Raw genomic sequence first — 16246 nt, forward strand, 5'->3', positions numbered from 1 at the left:
GATAGGCCGGCAGGGCACCCGCGTCATGGCCGCGTATGGTCTCTACACGCACATCGCCTCGAACAAGTTTCGTTCGATGCTGCTGCTCGCCGGCCTGTTCATGCTGGTCTACGTGCTGGTCTATGCTGGCGCGCTGGTCGCCGAAGTCGTCATCAACGGCAATGAGACCGTCGTCTATTACCTGAGGCGCGCCCTCCACGATCTGATCGTGGCCGCACCGGTTGCGACGATCGTAGCGGCGGTCTGGGTCGTGATCGCCTATTTCTTCCACCAGTCGATGATCGACGCGGTGACCGGCGGCCACGACGTCACGAGGCAGGAGGAGCCGCGGCTTTACAATCTACTGGAAAACCTCTGCATCTCGCGGGGCATCACCATGCCGAGGCTGAAGATCATGGAGAGCCCGGCGCTGAACGCGTTCGCGACCGGCCTCAATCCGCGGCAATATTCGATCACCGTCACCACGGGTCTCCTCGATGCCCTGAACGACAAGGAGATCGAGGCGGTGCTGGGCCACGAGCTGACCCACATCAAGAACGGCGATGTGCAGCTGATGGTGGTCGCCGTCATCATCGCCGGCGTGGTCGGCTTCTTCGGCGAATTGTTCTTCCGCCTGTTCACCAATTTCAACTGGAGCTCCGGCTCCGGCAGCTCATGGTCCTCGGGCTCCTCCTCGTCGTCGCGGTCGTCCTCCTCGTCGAGCGACAACAAGAGTTCCGGCGGCGGCGCGGTAATCGTGATCATCATCGCGATCGTGCTGATCGTGGTGGCCTGGCTGCTGTCCCAGGTGGTCAAGCTCGCACTGTCACGTTCGCGCGAATATCTCGCCGACGCGGGCTCCGTCGAGCTGACGAAAGACCCCGATGCGATGATCTCGGCGCTGCGCAAGATCGAGAATCGCGGCGAGCTTCCCGGCGCGACCTCGGCCGTGATGGAGCTCTGCGTCGACAATCCCCGTGAGGGCTTTGCCGATCTGTTCGCGACCCACCCATCCGTGCAGTCCCGGGTCGACGCGCTGGTCAAGTTTGCCGGCGGCCACGATCCTGGCCCGCGGCCGCTGGCCGAGGAAACGGAGGAGCCCGAGGCGCAAGCTGACCCGCAGGACGCCCCACCGCCGCTGCGTCATGGCCCGTGGGACGACGCCAGCGGCCCGGCCGCTCCTCCGCCGCCCCTGCCCGCACCCGGCTCCTCAGAGACCGCGAGCAGCAAGCCTACAGGCAATCTCATGGGTCCCTGGGGCCGTCATTAAGCACGCGATGTCCTGCCATGCGCGGCGGGTTTCGCCGCGATTGGGAAAAACTTCGGGAATTGCCGTATCGACATGCCGAGGATTTGAATTCTCCCTTGTTTCTGCCATGTTCGCGCCCAACAGCAGACTTGGGACATCCTTGGGACATCGATTTGGGGCCCGGCCGATTGCGACCTCGCGATCGGGGGCGCGTTAGGGGACAGCAATGGCAAAGCCGGCAGTGGTTGTGGTGGGCGCGGACAAGGGCGGGGTCGGCAAGACCACGGTGTCGCGGACCTTGCTCGATTATTTTTCCGCCAACAACGTGCCGACGCGCGCCTTCGACACGGAATCGCCGCGCGGAACCCTGAAGCGCTTCCACCCCGACATCACCGAGATCGTCGACATGACGACGACATCGGACCAGATGAAGATCTTCGACACACTTAACGCGGTGAGCCCGTCGGTGACCGTGATCGACGTTCGCGCGGGCCTGCTCTCGCCTGCGCTGGCTTCGCTGCGCGACATCGGCTTCCTCGACGCCGCCAAGGCCGGCCAGATCACCTTCGCGGTGTTCCACATCCTCGGACCCTCGATCGCCTCGCTGGAGGAGATCGCCGAGACCGCCGGCTTCATGACCGGCGCAAAATATTTCCTGGTGAAGAACTTCATCAACGACACCCAGTTCTTCCAATGGGACCAGGCGACCTACAATTCCTACTTCCACCGCATTAAGGACGCGACCGAGCTGACCATCCCCAAGCTCAACGAAATGGCCTATGAGCAGGTCGAAGTGTCCTCCGTCCCGTTCCTGAAATTCGTCGCCAACAAGGGCATCAGCGACGAGGCCGCGAACTATTCCTTCGTGCTGCGCGGCTATGTCCGGCACTGGCTGGCGAATGTCTGGAGCGAGTTCGACCGGATCCGGCTGACTGACATCGTGGGTTCGAAGCCCGTCACCCGAAACAGCGAAAAATAGTTGCGCAAGCAGGGCTGATACGGCTGGATTGGTCGCCAGGTTCGACTGATATAGCTGCCGATGCCCGCAACGCCCGTCTACATCATCTGCTCGCCCCGCCCGCAGGTCGGCAAGACACTGCTGGCGCGGCTGCTTGCCGAATTTCTGCTGCTCAAGAACGGCAATGTCGCGGCCTTCGACGTCAATCTGAAGGAACCGTCGCTGCTCGACTACCTGCCAAAGATCACGGAGACCGCCGACGTGATCGATACCTACGGCAAGATGCAGCTGATGGACCGCGTCATCGTCGATGACGGCATGGCCAAGGTGATCGACCTCGGCTTCCACGCCTTCGACGAGTTCTTCAAGATGACCGACGAGATCGGCCTCTTGAAGGAGGCCGCCCGCCGCCATGTCGCGCCTCAAATCCTGTTCGTCGCCGACACCGACCGCGCCTCGGCCCGCGCCCACGAGATGCTGCGCGGGCAGATCCCGCGGATGAACCTGATCACCGTCGACAATGAATATGTCGTGCGCGGCGAGCTGCCGGCCGCGATGGCCGGCGGCCGCCTGTTCCGCCTGCCGGCCTTGCCCGGCTTCCTCAAGACCTATGTCGACCGGCTGAACTTCTCCTTCACCGGCTATCTGCGCCAGGAGAAGGACGCGTCGACCGAGCTGCACCAATGGACCCGGCGGAATTACTTTGCCTTCCGCGAGCTCGAGCTCAGTTTGATCCTGCAGCGATCCTAGATAATTTCACCCGGATAATATTGACTGCGGGTTGAAGCGGGCTTATTGAGGCGGACATCGGTATCCCCTCCGCAAGGCCTGTCACCGTGAGCATCGACCGGAAAGCAGCGATCGCCGCCTACAAGGAGCGAAAGACCATCGCGGGCGTCTATGTCGTCCGCTGTGCGGCCTCCGGCGAGGCCTGGGTCGGCCAGGCGCCGAACCTCGAGACGATCCAGAACCGCATCTGGTTCTCGCTACGCCAAGGCAGCCACGCCTGCCGCAGCCTCCAGGCTGCCTGGAATGCGAATGGCGAGGCCGGCCTGACCTTTGGCGAATGCGAGCGCCTGGAGGATGAGGAAACCGCCTATGTCAGGAACGCACTCCTGAAGGAGCGCCTGCTGCATTGGCGGGATGAACTGAAGGCCGAGGCGATCTGAAGATCGCGGCGACCTCTCAGTGTCCCTCGAACGTCATCAGCGTGCGCACTGGCACGTCCATGGCGCGCAGCTTGGCGGCGCCGCCGAGCTCGGGCAAGTCGATGATGAAGCAGGCGGCGACGACGTTGGCGCCGATCTGGCGCAGCAGCTTCACCGCGCCTTCCGCGGTGCCGCCGGTGGCGATGAGGTCGTCGACCAGGATGACGCGCTCGCCGGGCTGGATGGCGTCGACATGCATCTCCATCTCGTCGATGCCGTATTCGAGCGAGTAAGCGATGCGCACGGTGGTGTGCGGCAGCTTGCCTTTCTTGCGGATCGGCACGAAGCCGGCAGAGAGCTGGTGCGCCACCGCACCGCCGATGATGAAGCCGCGTGCCTCCATGCCGGCGACCTTGTCGATCTTGTTGCCGGCCCAGGGATTGACGAGCTCGTCCACCGCGCGGCGGAACGCGCGCGCGTCCGCGAGCAGGGTCGTGATATCGCGGAACATGATCCCCGGCTTGGGATAGTCGGGGATGGTCCGGACGCTCGCCTTGATATCGTGGTCAAAGGTCATTGGTGCCTCTCAATCGACACGCGCATCCAACCGGAACGCGTTTTCAACAATACGCAAGCCCACCTCATTGCTGAGCGACATCAGCGATTCCGGGTGGAATTGCACGCCGGCGACCGGCAGCGTCTTGTGCTCCAGCGCCATGGCGACACCGTCCTCGGTGCTGGCTGTGACGGACAACACCTCCGGCATGCTGTCGCGCTCGACATAAAGCGAGTGATAGCGGCCGATGACGATCTCGTTCGGCAGATTGCGCATCAAGCGCCCGCCGCGCACCTGCACCCGCGAGGGCCGGCCATGGGCGGGATGGGTGAGCTGGCCGAGCTCGCCGCCGAAATATTCGCCGATCGCCTGCACGCCCAAGCAGACGCCGAACACCGGCAGCTTCCTCTCCAGCGCCGCGTCGATCGTTGTCTTGATCCCGAAATCTTCCGGCCTGCCGGGACCCGGTGACAGCACCAGCAAATCCCATGTCTTCCGCTTGAGCATGTCGAGCGCATGCACATGGCGGACCACGGTGACGTCGGCGCCGACCTGGCGGAAATAATCGGCGAGCATGTGCACGAAGCTGTCGTCATGATCGATCAACAGCACCCGCTTGCCCGAGCCGGTCGCATCCGGCGCAAAGGTCGACAATGGCTTCGGCGGATCGCCGCGCAGCGCCTGGAACAGCGCGGCGGCCTTGACCTGGCATTCGCGGTCTTCGGCGGCCGGATCGGAATCGAACAGGCATGTGGCGCCGACGCGCACTTCGGCGAGACCATCCTTCATGCGGATGGTGCGGATGGTCAGGCCGGTATTGATGCTGCCGTCGAAATTCACCGCACCGATCGCGCCGGCATACCAGCGGCGCGGCGAGCGCTCGTGATCCTCGACGAACTGCATCGCCCAGAGCTTGGGTGCGCCGGTCACCGTCACCGCCCAGGCGTGGGTGAGGAAGGCATCGAGCGCGTCGAAGCCGGGGCGCAGCATGCCCTCGACATGATCGACGGTGTGGAAGAGCTTTGAATAGGTCTCGATCTGGCGCCGCGCCAGCACCTTGATCGTGCCGGGCACGCAGACGCGCGCCTTGTCGTTACGGTCAACGTCGGTGCACATGTTGAGCTCGAACTCGTCCTTCTCCGAGTTCAGGAGCTGGCGGATCTGCTCGGCATCGCCGATCGCATCGGTGCCGCGCGCGATCGTGCCCGAGATCGGGCAGGTCTCGACCCGGCGCCCGTCCGAGCGCACGAACATTTCCGGCGAGGCGGAGACGAGAAATTCGCCCTCACCCAGATTCATCAGCGCGCCGTAGGGCGACGGGTTGATGACGCAGAGGCGCTGGAAGACTTCGGCCGGCGAACGATCGCAAGGCTCGGCGAACAGCTGCCCAGGCACCGCTTCAAAGAGATCACCGCGGGCGAAGGCCGCACGCGCGGTCTCGACGGTTGCCTGATACTCGCCGGGCGCGTGATCGGCAAAACCCTGGCGCGGTGTCTTCAGGTAAGGACTCTCGGCGGTCTCGCGCGGCAGGCCCTCGGTGGATTTGCCCTTCCAGGCAAAGTCGTACGAGAGCACCACGCCGCGGCCGGTGGCGCGGTCATAGGCCAGCAGGCGATCGGGGACGTAGAGCACGATGTCGCGCTGGTCCTGCTCGCGCGCGCGCTTCTGCACGAGGTCCTCGATCTGGAACACCAGGTCGTAGGCGAAGGCGCCGAACAGGCCGAGCAGCCCGTCGTCATTGGCCGAGAAGGCGGCGACGAGATCGCGCACCAGCGACATCACGCTGGCGCGCCGCGTACGCTGGTCTTCCTCGACCGGCGCATCGCCGCGGATGATGTGGCCGGCAAGCCGCGTCGCCGTCTTCTCGGAGATGACGACGCAGGGCTCGCGCAGCACATCGACCAGGAAGGCGATCAGCACCTGCCCGCGCTCGTTCAGCGCTTCCAGCTTGAAATTGACGCCTGATGTCTCGAGCTTGAGCGGCGGATCGGAGAAGCCGAGGTCGAAGCTCTCGTAGCGGCCGGGCACGGTCGTGCCTGAGGAAAGCACCACGCCGCGGCGGCGGTCGAGCAGGCTGACGAGATCGTCGAGCCTGTTGGCGCCGCCGGTGAACTGCTCCGCCACGCGCGTGATCGCGAGACCCGCGCGGGTCGCGTACTCACTTCTGGCCGGGAGGGCAAAGACTGTCCTGTTCATGTGATCCTCTTGGGGTCCTCTTACGAGACTTGCCGAGGAAACGCCACACAGGACAAACGATCAGGCCGCCGCACTGCGTTAGCGACCTCAGACGATTTGGGAAAGGAAAATCGCACCGGCCACCTCGTTAGGAGGTGCGCCACCAAAGACGGGCTGGGCGGACGGAGGTGCTCATGGGCGGATACTCACCATGGCGCGGGGGCGGCGTCAAGGGTGGCCCGGTGCCGTAGCCCGGATGGAGCGCAGTGCAATCCGGGATTCGTGCCACAAGGGAAAGTCCCCGGATTACGCTGCGCTCCATCCGGGCTACAGGCTGGGTCAGGCTGCGCTGTTACCGCCGAGATGATTGGCGAAGAACTTGATTGCCCTGCCCCAGGCGAGCTCGGCGGCCTCGCGGTCATGCACGGCCTGGCGCTGCTCGTTGACGAAGGCGTGCTCGGCGTCATAGCGGAACAGCTCCAGCGACTTGCCGGCGGCCTTCATCGCCTTCTCGAAGCCGCCCACCAGCTCCGGCGTGCACCAATCGTCCTTGTTGGCGAAATGGGCCTGGAGCGGGATCTTGACGTCGGCGGGCTTGGCCGCCTGCTCCGGCGGGATGCCGTAGAACACGACGCCGGCCGCGAGCTCCGGTACATGCACCGAGCCGATGATGGTGACGGCGCCGCCGAGACAGAAGCCGGTCAGCCCGACCTTGGCACCGTTACGCGACAGATATTGCGCGGCGCCGCGTACCGTCTGCGTGGTGGCGTCCATGAAGTCGAGCGAGTTCATCTCCTTGTTGGCGCTGTCCGTGTCGTGATACGGCACCACCTTGCCCTTGTAGAGATCGGGCGCCAGCGCGTCGAAACCGGCCAGCGCGAAGCGGTCGCACAGGCCCTTGATCTGGTCCGACAGGCCCCACCATTCCTGGATCACGACCACGCCCGGCGCGTTGCCGCGCGCGGCATTGGCGAGATAGCCCGAGGCCTCCTTGCCGTCCGGACGCTTGAAGGTGATGGCGGTTCCCATGGTGTCCTCCGATGAGTTCTTGGGGGAGCGGTTGGCGGCATCTTGGCGGGTGCATGCGAATGACGCAATCACCGCGCAAACAAACTCTCGTGCCCCGGACGCTGCGCAGCGCGCCGCCCCTTGCGGCGTGATGCGCTGCCGATCCGGGGCCCAGCTACGAGCATTCTGGGTCCCGGCTCGCGCTTCGCGCGTCCCGGACACGGACCCAACAAAAAAAGCCCCCTCGCGGGGGCTTCTTCATTTCTCGTCGCATCAAAGCGCTCAGTGCGAGCTGGCCCAGACCTTCTTCTTGGTGAAGTACATCAGGCCCGCGAACAGGATCAGGAACACGAAGACCTGGAATCCGAGGCGCTTGCGCGCTTCCATGTGCGGCTCCGCGGTCCACATCAGGAAGGTGGTGACGTCCTTGGAGTACTGCGCGACCGTGGTTGGCGAGCCGTCGTCATAGGTCACCTGGCCGTCGCTGAGCGGCTTCGGCATCTTGATGGCGTGGCCCGGGAAGTACTTGTTGTAGTACGAGCCCTCCGGAATGGTCACGCCTTCCGGCACCTTGTCCTCGAAGCCCTGCAGCAATGCCGAGACGTAGTCCGGGCCCTGCTCCTGGAACTGGGTGAAGAAGTCGAAGATGAACCAGGGGAAGCCGCGCTTATAGGAGCGCGCCTTGGTGATCAGGGAGAGGTCGGGCGGCGCCGCGCCACCGTTCGCCGCGCGAGCGGCCTGCTCGTTCGGGAATGGCGAGGGGAAATAGTCCGCCGGACGCCCCGCACGCTCGAACATGTCGCCGGCATCGTTCGGACCGTCCTTGACCTTGTAGTCCGACGCGAAGGCCGCCGCCTGCGCCACCGAATAGCCGGGCCCACCGGGCTCGGCGAGGTTGCGGAAGGCGACATAGGACAGGCCGTGGCAGCTGGCGCAGACCTCCTTGTAGACCTTCAGGCCGCGCTGCAGCGCGCCGCGGTCGAACTTACCGAAAGGGCCGGAGAACGACCATTTGTTGCCCGGGGGCGTATCGCTGCCTTCAGACGCCTTCGCGCTGTCGACCGAGCCTGCGAACAACGAACCGGCGAGCGCCAGCATGATCGCGGTCGAAACCATCGGCGTCGATCGGCTGCCGGTCTTGGCCAGCACCGCATCCGAGATCGAGTTCGGCACGGGCCGCGGCTTCTCGATGCGCGAGAGCAGTGGCAGCACGATCAGGAAGTAGGCGAAGTAGCAGACCGTCAGGACCCGGCCGGCAATGACGTAGATGCCTTCCGGCGGCTGCGCCCCGAGATAGCCGAGCAGGATGCAGACCACGACGAAGATCCAGAAGAACTGCTTGGCCAGCGGGCGATACTTCGACGACCTCGTCTTCGCTGCGTCCAGCCAGGGCAGGAAGCACAGGATGATGATCGCACCGAACATCCCGATGACGCCGGCAAGCTTGTTCGGGATCGAGCGCAGGATCGCGTAGAACGGCAGGTAATACCATTCCGGCACGATGTGCGGCGGCGTCACGCCCGGGTTCGCCGGAATGTAGTTGTCGGCGTCGCCGAGATAGTTCGGCATGTAGAAGATGAACCAGGCGTAGAGCAGCATGAAGCAGGCGACGCCGAACATGTCCTTGATGGTCGCATGCGGCGTGAACGGCACCGTGTCCTTTTCCGTCTTCGGCTCGACGCCGTCAGGATTGTTCTGGCCGGCGACGTGCAGCGCCCAGACGTGGAGCACGACGACGCCCGCGATCAGGAACGGCAGCAGGTAATGCAGCGAGAAGAAGCGGTTGAGCGTCGGATTGCCGACCGAATAACCGCCCCACAGCAGCGTCACGATGCTCTCGCCGACATAGGGAATGGCGGAGAACAGGTTGGTGATGACCGTGGCGCCCCAGAAACTCATCTGGCCCCAGGGCAGCACGTAGCCCATGAAGCCGGTCGCCATCATCAAGAGGTAGATGATGACGCCGAGGATCCACAGCACCTCGCGCGGCTCCTTGTAGGACCCGTAATAGAGGCCGCGGAACATGTGAACGTAGACGGCGACAAAGAACATCGATGCGCCGACCGCATGCATGTTGCGCAGCAGCCAGCCGTAGTTCACGTCACGGACGATCAGTTCGACCGATTTGAAGGCGAGATCGGCATGCGGCGTATAATGCATCGCCAGGATCACGCCGGTCAGGATCTGCATCCCCAGCATGAAGGAGAGGATGGCGCCGAAGGTCCACCAATAGTTCAGGTTACGCGGGGTGGGATAGGCAACGAACGAGGAGTGCATGAGGCCGAGGATCGGCAGGCGCCGCTCGATCCATTGCAGGGCCGGATTGCTCGGCTGGTAGTCGGATGGTCCGCTCATGATGCGATCCTGAGGAAATAGTACGACGAGACGGCGCGAAGCTTCGGACGAGGATCCGAGGCTCAGCCGATCTGGATTTTGGTGTCGGAAACGAACTGGTACGGCGGCACCGGCAGGTTCGCGGGCGCGGGCCCCTGGCGGATGCGGCCGGACGAATCGTACTGCGACCCATGGCAGGGGCAGAAGAAGCCGTCGTAGCTGCCTTCATGAGCGATCGGGATGCAGCCGAGATGGGTGCAGATGCCGATCACGACCAGCCATTGCTCGTGGCCGGACTTGACCCGGGCCTCGTCGGACTGCGGATCGGGCAGGCTCGCCACGTTGACGGCGCGCGCCTCGTCGATCTGCTTCTTGGTGCGGTGGCTGATGTAGATCGGCTTGCCGCGCCAGAACACCTTGATGTCCTGACCTTCGGCGACCGGACTGAGATCGACCTCGATCGGCGCACCGGCGGCGATGGTCGAGGCGTCAGGATTCATTTGGGAAATGAAGGGCCAGAGCGCAGCTGCGCCCCCTACTGCTGCAGCTGCCCCCGTTGCAACGAATAAGAAATCACGGCGTGTCGGATGGTCCGCCGAAGACGCTGTCGTCACGATTCCAACCCTTTCTTCTTGTGCAACCGGTGGAACCGCTCCAGGGGGCGCCCATGAGGTCCCCGGAAAGGCTGCCGGCGCCCGCGGCCCCCCGCGGCGGCAGAACTTCGCATGTTCACCTCTAAACGGGCAAAACAGCAGTCCAGAATCGTTCTATTGGCACCCTTGCCGGGCGAGCGCAAGCCCGCTATCGGCGCGGGAGCGTGCAATGCACGAATTCCCGGGCAGGCGATGTTTTATTGAGACATTTCCGCCCCGCATCGCCCCCGAGACAGCTCTCGCACAGTCCATGCAGATAGCGCTTTTCCAACCCGACATCGCCCAGAACACCGGCACGATTCTCAGGCTTTGCGCCTGCCTGGGCATCGCCGCCCATATCATCGAACCGGCGGGCTTCCCCGTCTCCGACCGCCTGTTCCGCCGGGCGGGAATGGACTATCTCGATCATGTCAGCCTTATCAGGCACGACTCCTGGGCCAAATTCGAGGACTGGCGCGCCGCCCATGGCTACCGCCTGCTGCTGTTCACCACGAAAGCTGCCACCGACTACCGCGATTTCCGTTACCAGACGTCGGACATCCTGCTATTCGGGCGCGAGAGCGCCGGTGTCACCGACGCGGTGGTCGAGGCCGCGGATGCGCGGCTGGTGATCCCGATCAAAGCGGGGCTGCGGTCGCTCAATGTCGCCATGACCGCGGCCATGGCCGCCGGCGAGGCGCTGCGGCAGATCCGGAACCCGCAAGCCTGACAGATTGAGGAGAGACGATTGAGTTACGCGGTCAAGGAGATCTTCCTGACCTTGCAAGGCGAAGGCGCCCATGCCGGGCGCGCGTCCGTGTTCTGCCGTTTTGCCGGCTGCAACCTCTGGAGCGGCCGCGAGGCGGACCGTCTTGAGGCCACCTGCAAGTTCTGCGACACGGATTTCGTCGGAACCGACGGCACCCTCGGCGGCCGCTACGGCTCGGCCGCGGAGCTCGCCGACACCATCGCCGCGCAATGGACTGCGGCCGCAGCCAACCGCTACGTGGTGCTGACCGGCGGCGAGCCGCTGCTCCAGGTCGACGCCGCGCTGATCGAGGCGCTCCACGCCCGCGGCTTCGAGATCGGCGTCGAGACCAACGGCACCATCGCAGCGCCGGACGGGCTCGACTGGATCTGCGTCAGCCCTAAGGGCGGCAGCGAATTGGTGCTGCGCCAGGGCCACGAGCTGAAGCTGGTCTATCCGCAGGCCCTCGCCGCACCCGAGACCTTCGAGCACCTCGCCTTCGAGCGCTTCTCGCTGCAGCCGATGGACGGACCCGAGGTCATCGAGAACACCGCGCGCGCGATCGACTACTGCCTGCGTCATCCGCAATGGCGGCTCAGCGTGCAGACGCACAAGTCGCTCGGCATCCGATAGGGACAGATTTGTAGGGTGGGCAAAGCGGAGCGTGCCCACCATTCAAGATGACGGTAGAAGACGTGGGCACGGCGCAAGGGCGCCTTTTGCCCACCCTACGGCACACTCCGCGTGGTAAGCGACCGGGAATGAAGATGGACATGTCGACGATCGAAGACCGCAAGGGCCGCGCCCGCGCCTGGTTCGAAGCCTTGCGCGACGACATCTGCGCGAGCTTCGAGCGGCTCGAGGACGACGCCCCGCAAAGCCTCTATCCGGGCGAAGCCGGCCGCTTCAAGCGCACGCCCTGGCAACGCACCGACCATACCGGCGCGGCCGGTGGCGGTGGCGTGATGTCGATGATGCATGGCCGCCTGTTCGAGAAGGTCGGCGTGCACTGCTCGACCGTGCACGGCGAGTTCGCGCCCGAGTTTCGCGCGCAGATTCCCGGCGCCGCGGACGATCCAAAATTCTGGGCCTCCGGCATTTCGCTGATCGCGCATATGCGCAATCCGCACGTGCCCGCCGTGCACATGAACACCCGCTTCGTGGTCACCACGAAAGCCTGGTTCGGCGGCGGCGCCGATCTCACACCGGTGCTCGACCGACGGCGCACCCAGGACGATGCCGACAGCATCGCTTTCCACGCCGCGATGAAGCAAGCCTGCAACCAGCCGAACGGCGTTGCCGACTACGACAAATACAAGAAATGGTGCGACGAATATTTCTACCTGCCGCACCGCAAAGAGGCGCGCGGCATCGGCGGCATCTTCTACGACTGGCACGACAGCGGCGACTGGGACGCCGACCTCGCCTTCACCAAAGACGTCGGCCGCGCTTTCCTGAAGATCTATCCTGACATCGTCAGGCGCAATTTCGCGGCGGGCTGGACCGCCGCGGACCGCGAGGAGCAATTGATCCGGCGCGGCCGCTATGTCGAATTCAACCTGCTCTACGATCGCGGCACCATCTTCGGGCTGAAGACCGGCGGCAATGTGGATTCCATCCTGTCATCGATGCCGCCGGAGGTGAAGTGGCCATGACTGTCTCGAGGCCGCTGCCGCGCGCCATGCTGATCGATATGGACGACACCATCCTGTCGGCCTATGGCCGGCCCGAGATCGCCTGGAACACGATCGCGAACGAGTTTGCCGAGGAGCTGGCGCCGCTGCCGCCGCCGCAGGTCGCAACCGCAGTGCTCGCCTTTGCGCGGCAGTTCTGGTCGACTGCGGAGCCGATCTGGCGGATGAAGCTCGGCGAGGCGCGGCGGCTCACGGTGCGCGGCGGCTTCGCCGCGCTCGCCGCAAACGGCCATCGCGCCCTGCCCGACGATCTCGCCGATCGCATCGCCGACCGCTTCACCACCTATCGCGAGGAAGCCATCTTCGTCTTCCCCGGCGCGCACGATGCCATCGACGCGTTCAGGGCACGCGGCATCAAGCTCGCGCTGGTCACCAACGGCGCCGCCGACATGCAGCGCGCCAAGGTCGAGCGGTTCGAGCTGACCCATCGCTTCGACCACATCCAGATCGAAGGCGAGCACGGCTTCGGCAAGCCGGAGGAGCGCGCCTATCTGCACGCGATGGAGGCGCTGGGCGTTTCCGCGGAGGATACCTGGATGATCGGCGACAATCTGGAATGGGAAGTGGTGACGCCACAGCGCCTCGGCATCTATTCGATCTGGATCGACGTGCACGGCGACGGCCTGCCCGAAGGCTCGACGGTCAGGCCCGACCGCATCATCCGCTCGCTGACCGAGCTGGTGCCGGGCTAGCCCTGAGCAGGGCACATAACAAAATATCGAAAAACAACCCCATGCACAGTAGCGGCCCCCTGCAAGATCAATGGCTTACGGATTTTTCGAAGCGACTTTGATCCGTCGGCCAAAACAGGGGTATGATGTCATCGTCGAAACTTGCGATGGACTGGTTTCCGCGCCCGCGTTTCCGCGTTCGTCGCGAGAAGATCACCGCCCTACGGCAGCTCGGGTGCGGGAAATTTCTTCGCCTGCTGACGTAACGCCCCGTCAAGCCAGCACGTAGATGTCCCCTGCGGGCGCTTTTGCCCCGAGGGAGGGCGCGGCATCGTGAGTGGGGAATTGAGCATCCGTAGAGCTGAGGCGGGCGATTACGCTGCGGTTCGGAGCCTTGCGGAAGCGTTGGCGGCCCATATCGAAGAGCCGCCACCGCCTCTGACGCTCGAGCGCTATCTCGCCTTCTATGTCCGCGAGCATGCGCCCGTGCACCTCTTCGTCGCGCTGCTGGAAGATCGCGTTGCGGGCCTGATCGCCTGGATCCTGACCCACGAGCTCTATAGCGCCCAGGCGGGCATGTACATCAGTGACATCACGGTGCATGCCGAGGCGCGCAGGAAGGGCGTCGGCAGAGCGCTGATGACGAAGGCCAAGGAATGGGCTGCCGATCACGGCGTCACGAAGCTCGGCTGGGATGTCTGGAAACACAACGCGTCAGCGATGCAATTCTACGCGCGCCTGGGCGCGACCGTCGACACCGAGGCCCTGCCGCATCTCCTGCTGCTGACGAACCGCTAGCTTCATCATTGCCGATTGGCGACTGCGGGCGTCGCACGCGATCCTCATCTTGAGGGCTCGCCAACGGCGGGCGTCTCAAAGGATGGCCACGGAGGAAGCCGCTGCCATATGCGATTGCCCCGCGTGTCGACCGGGATCCCCACCCGCCGCTGGAATTTCCCGGCACGGCCAGCCGGCGTGATCGGCCTGTCATGACCAATTGCTAGGCTCCCGTCCGGATCGATCGCGAGAAAGGACAATCCATGGACTTGAAAGCCGGTGATGTCGTGATGCTGAAATCCGGCGGCCAACCGCTGACGGTCGCGGAAGTGAAGCAAGACGAGGTGCTCTGCCTCTGGATGGGCATGGAAGGCGACCTGTTCCGCGAAACGCTGCCGCTGGCCGTGCTCGTGCAGGTGGAAGAGGAGGAAGAGGACGACGACGAGGACGAAGAGTAGGCCCGCCTACACCGCATCCTAACTGGATCGGGTGTGCCTCAGCTCCAGCACGTCGGATCTCCCTCTCAGAACAAACATGAAGGATCGGGCCGAGGACTCGGCCCCGATCTATCAGGTCGCGTTCGATGGCGACTTGCGCACGATGCGATTTCGTTCGCCCTATTGGATAAAGGCGATTTCGAAATGCATGCCATCGGGCCGGCTTCCAAAGTGCCCGCCCCAATAAAATCCATGTTTGTTGGCGATCGGGACCAACTCCCGAACCGCTCCGCGCGTGCCCACGAGCTTGGGCCGAGCCCCCAACGGATTCTCGTCGGCATTGACGTCGAACGCGCTTCCGAAAGCGTGGTTGCTCAATTGCGTCGTCGATCCCCTGATGAAGCGAGGCACGAAAGCTCCGTCAAATGACAGGATCCTATCCAGCAGACTCGCGCTCTCCCACTCCTCCCAAAGCGCCTTGAGCTGTGCCGCCGCGAGCTTGTGGAATTGCATGGAGGCCGGAGCATGCGGTCCCAAAGCCTTCCGCAGTTGGGGAATGGGAACGCTCACGATGTTGTCCCTGGTCCAAGTCCCGAGGATCCGGATGTTCTCGCGGTTATCCGGACGAGGCTCCGAGACGAAGTTGAACGCGCCAAAAACCGCCCGTCTCGCGGCCGTATTTTCGAGCGGCGGAAAATCCGGCCGTGGCGGGAAGTTTGAACCCGTCATGTCAGCGGCCGGCTCTTCAATGAGCTCAAATCCGAGCTGCATGGCTTTCATCATCGTTTCGCGACCTGCCACGCCGTCGCTCGTCAGTCCGTTTGCCGCCTGAAACGCACTCGTGGCCGCCTGGGTCTTGTCGCCGAACTCTCCGTCGAGGCCACCCGGATCGAAATGCTGTCCCTGCAGGAAGCTCTGCCAAGCTTTCACGAATGGTCCCTGCGAGCCGAGCCGAAGCGCACGCAAAGCAACGGGCCTCGTCGACTCACTCGTCAATGGAGCGGATATCTCTGCGATTGGCGCGATCTCCGCAGAAGCGTCCGCAACGCCACTCGACAGCATTGCATTGGTCGCGGCCCGTGATGCGCTGAAGCCGCGAGATTGAGGCTGAATCCTGGGGCTTTCGATCTGTGTATCGGTCAATGCAACCTCCTCTGAGCTGGTGATAAAACTCTTTGCGACGTTCAATGCGTTATTCCACCGGTTGACCAGGCCCTTCCAAAACTTGCTCGTCTCACTGCGTTTCGCGACATCCCGCTCGTACTGTTCGCGCGCAGCGCGCAGGTCTTGCAGAAGCTCCAACGTGTCGTCCTCGCGGGCGGCTACGAGCGCTCGTCCGGCGTCATCGATCACGCCACTGTCAGGAACATGCAATGCTCTTTGGAGTATTCGCGCAGCACCGCGAGGACCGCGGTTGAAGCAGCAATCTCGCAAGTAACATTCGATCGCCGGCTTTCTCGACCAACTCGACACACCATCAGTGTAAGTGGCTATGATTTCGCAGGCCGCCCGTTCCGCCTCTTGAAAGTGGCCCCCCTCGATCAAATCGGCCAGCATCCGTGCTTCTTCGGGATGGAAACGTTCGTTGATGCCCGCGACTTCATATGCTCCTCCACCGTCGTCAGCCGGCAGCCTGTAGATCGTCAGGCGTCCCTGTTTATCGCGCCGGGCTTCGAAGCTGAGAATGGAGGCTGCCATCCGGTGACGATCCGCCGACGTGCTCATGCAAGGCCTCTGCAATATGTAATGTTAGGCGGCGCAGCTTCTGGCGGCTTTCATGGCTCGGGCATGGTCGTGAACTGGCCAGCGCCGACCACGCCGAGGAGCCCGCCGCATCCGCAACACGCCTCAATGACGCTGAGCTTACGCCACGCGCTGAA

Annotated in this window: 16 protein-coding genes; 10 read left to right on the forward strand and 6 right to left on the reverse strand. The window is 63.9% G+C overall.

Translation table 11 applies throughout. The features are described 5' to 3' along the window. Positions 1-25: 25 nt before the first annotated feature. From GGD65_RS37470 to GGD65_RS37485, 4 genes are all read left to right on the forward strand, one after another. Complete coding sequence (locus tag GGD65_RS37470; RefSeq protein WP_183238445.1) at positions 26-1249, forward strand: M48 family metallopeptidase; 1224 nt, start codon at positions 26-28, stop codon at positions 1247-1249. A 205-nt stretch (positions 1250-1454) separates the two neighbouring features. Beyond that, positions 1455-2207 (forward strand): hypothetical protein, encoded by a 753-nt coding sequence (locus GGD65_RS37475; RefSeq protein ID WP_018323313.1) that lies wholly within the window; start codon positions 1455-1457, stop codon positions 2205-2207. Positions 2208-2267: 60 nt separating this feature from the next. After that, positions 2268-2936 carry a hypothetical protein gene (locus tag GGD65_RS37480; RefSeq protein WP_028141698.1) on the forward strand — a complete coding sequence of 223 codons (669 nt, stop codon included), beginning with the start codon at positions 2268-2270 and terminating at the stop codon, positions 2934-2936. An 86-nt stretch (positions 2937-3022) separates the two neighbouring features. Continuing rightward, positions 3023-3355, forward strand: coding sequence for a GIY-YIG nuclease family protein (locus GGD65_RS37485; RefSeq protein ID WP_183238446.1), 333 nt, complete (start codon positions 3023-3025; stop codon positions 3353-3355). Between the two features lie 16 nt (positions 3356-3371). Here GGD65_RS37485 and GGD65_RS37490 read toward each other — a convergent pair whose 3' ends face one another. The 5 genes from GGD65_RS37490 to petA all read right to left on the reverse strand — a co-directional run bounded on the left by GGD65_RS37490 (position 3372) and on the right by petA (position 10021). Continuing rightward, on the reverse strand, positions 3372-3911 hold the full coding sequence (locus tag GGD65_RS37490) for an adenine phosphoribosyltransferase (protein ID WP_018323310.1): 540 nt from the start codon (positions 3909-3911) through the stop codon (positions 3372-3374). Positions 3912-3920: 9 nt separating this feature from the next. Continuing rightward, positions 3921-6086 (reverse strand): anthranilate synthase component I, encoded by a 2166-nt coding sequence (locus GGD65_RS37495; RefSeq protein ID WP_183238447.1) that lies wholly within the window; start codon positions 6084-6086, stop codon positions 3921-3923. A 318-nt stretch (positions 6087-6404) separates the two neighbouring features. Continuing rightward, positions 6405-7094, reverse strand: coding sequence for a dienelactone hydrolase family protein (locus tag GGD65_RS37500; RefSeq protein WP_018323308.1), 690 nt, complete (start codon positions 7092-7094; stop codon positions 6405-6407). A 261-nt stretch (positions 7095-7355) separates the two neighbouring features. Then, positions 7356-9428: a cytochrome b/c1 gene (gene fbcH, locus GGD65_RS37505; protein WP_018323307.1), complete on the reverse strand. Its 2073-nt coding sequence runs from the start codon at positions 9426-9428 to the stop codon at positions 7356-7358. A 62-nt stretch (positions 9429-9490) separates the two neighbouring features. Beyond that, the gene (gene petA / locus GGD65_RS37510; protein ID WP_018323306.1) at positions 9491-10021 is read right to left on the reverse strand and encodes a ubiquinol-cytochrome c reductase iron-sulfur subunit; all 531 of its coding nucleotides are present in this window, start codon (positions 10019-10021) and stop codon (positions 9491-9493) included. 289 nt (positions 10022-10310) lie between these two features. Between petA and GGD65_RS37515 the strand changes: the two genes are divergently transcribed. From GGD65_RS37515 to GGD65_RS37540, 6 genes are all read left to right on the forward strand, one after another. Continuing rightward, on the forward strand, positions 10311-10769 hold the full coding sequence (locus GGD65_RS37515; RefSeq protein WP_018323305.1) for a tRNA (cytidine(34)-2'-O)-methyltransferase: 459 nt from the start codon (positions 10311-10313) through the stop codon (positions 10767-10769). Positions 10770-10787: 18 nt separating this feature from the next. After that, positions 10788-11420: a 7-carboxy-7-deazaguanine synthase gene (gene queE, locus GGD65_RS37520; RefSeq protein ID WP_183238448.1), complete on the forward strand. Its 633-nt coding sequence runs from the start codon at positions 10788-10790 to the stop codon at positions 11418-11420. 134 nt (positions 11421-11554) lie between these two features. Beyond that, positions 11555-12442, forward strand: a complete 888-nt coding sequence (hemF, locus tag GGD65_RS37525) for an oxygen-dependent coproporphyrinogen oxidase (protein ID WP_026202907.1) — start codon at positions 11555-11557, stop codon at positions 12440-12442. After that, entirely contained in the window at positions 12439-13173 is a 735-nt protein-coding gene (locus GGD65_RS37530; protein ID WP_183231081.1) for an HAD family hydrolase, read from the forward strand. The genes hemF and GGD65_RS37530 overlap by 4 nt, the downstream gene beginning before the upstream one ends. 324 nt (positions 13174-13497) lie before the next feature. Next, a complete protein-coding gene (locus GGD65_RS37535) occupies positions 13498-13950 on the forward strand; it encodes a GNAT family N-acetyltransferase (protein ID WP_183238449.1) in 453 nt (150 codons plus the stop codon). Between the two features lie 242 nt (positions 13951-14192). Next, complete coding sequence (locus GGD65_RS37540; RefSeq protein ID WP_183238450.1) at positions 14193-14387, forward strand: DUF2158 domain-containing protein; 195 nt, start codon at positions 14193-14195, stop codon at positions 14385-14387. A gap of 159 nt (positions 14388-14546) precedes the next feature. On the opposite strand, the gene GGD65_RS40600 is transcribed toward GGD65_RS37540, so the two are convergent. Further along, positions 14547-16064 (reverse strand): M15 family metallopeptidase, encoded by a 1518-nt coding sequence (locus GGD65_RS40600; protein ID WP_183238451.1) that lies wholly within the window; start codon positions 16062-16064, stop codon positions 14547-14549. Positions 16065-16246 lie beyond the last annotated feature (182 nt).

It is taken from the genome of Bradyrhizobium sp. CIR18 (genome assembly GCF_014198295.1).
Taxonomy (GTDB): domain Bacteria; phylum Pseudomonadota; class Alphaproteobacteria; order Rhizobiales; family Xanthobacteraceae; genus Bradyrhizobium.

What these genes read in the sequence shown, in the direction of transcription:
- GGD65_RS37470 (WP_183238445.1), top strand. Translation starts at nt 26, where the DNA reads ATGGCCGCGTATGGTCTCTACACGCACATCGCCTCGAACAAGTTTCGT.
- GGD65_RS37475 (WP_018323313.1), top strand. Translation starts at nt 1,455, where the DNA reads ATGGCAAAGCCGGCAGTGGTTGTGGTGGGCGCGGACAAGGGCGGGGTC.
- GGD65_RS37480 (WP_028141698.1), top strand. Translation starts at nt 2,268, where the DNA reads ATGCCCGCAACGCCCGTCTACATCATCTGCTCGCCCCGCCCGCAGGTC.
- GGD65_RS37490 (WP_018323310.1), bottom strand. Translation starts at nt 3,911, where the DNA reads ATGACCTTTGACCACGATATCAAGGCGAGCGTCCGGACCATCCCCGAC.
- GGD65_RS37495 (WP_183238447.1), bottom strand. Translation starts at nt 6,086, where the DNA reads ATGAACAGGACAGTCTTTGCCCTCCCGGCCAGAAGTGAGTACGCGACC.
- GGD65_RS37500 (WP_018323308.1), bottom strand. Translation starts at nt 7,094, where the DNA reads ATGGGAACCGCCATCACCTTCAAGCGTCCGGACGGCAAGGAGGCCTCG.
- fbcH (WP_018323307.1), bottom strand. Translation starts at nt 9,428, where the DNA reads ATGAGCGGACCATCCGACTACCAGCCGAGCAATCCGGCCCTGCAATGG.
- GGD65_RS37515 (WP_018323305.1), top strand. Translation starts at nt 10,311, where the DNA reads ATGCAGATAGCGCTTTTCCAACCCGACATCGCCCAGAACACCGGCACG.
- hemF (WP_026202907.1), top strand. Translation starts at nt 11,555, where the DNA reads ATGGACATGTCGACGATCGAAGACCGCAAGGGCCGCGCCCGCGCCTGG.
- GGD65_RS37530 (WP_183231081.1), top strand. Translation starts at nt 12,439, where the DNA reads ATGACTGTCTCGAGGCCGCTGCCGCGCGCCATGCTGATCGATATGGAC.
- GGD65_RS37540 (WP_183238450.1), top strand. Translation starts at nt 14,193, where the DNA reads ATGGACTTGAAAGCCGGTGATGTCGTGATGCTGAAATCCGGCGGCCAA.
- GGD65_RS40600 (WP_183238451.1), bottom strand. Translation starts at nt 16,064, where the DNA reads ATGGCAGCCTCCATTCTCAGCTTCGAAGCCCGGCGCGATAAACAGGGA.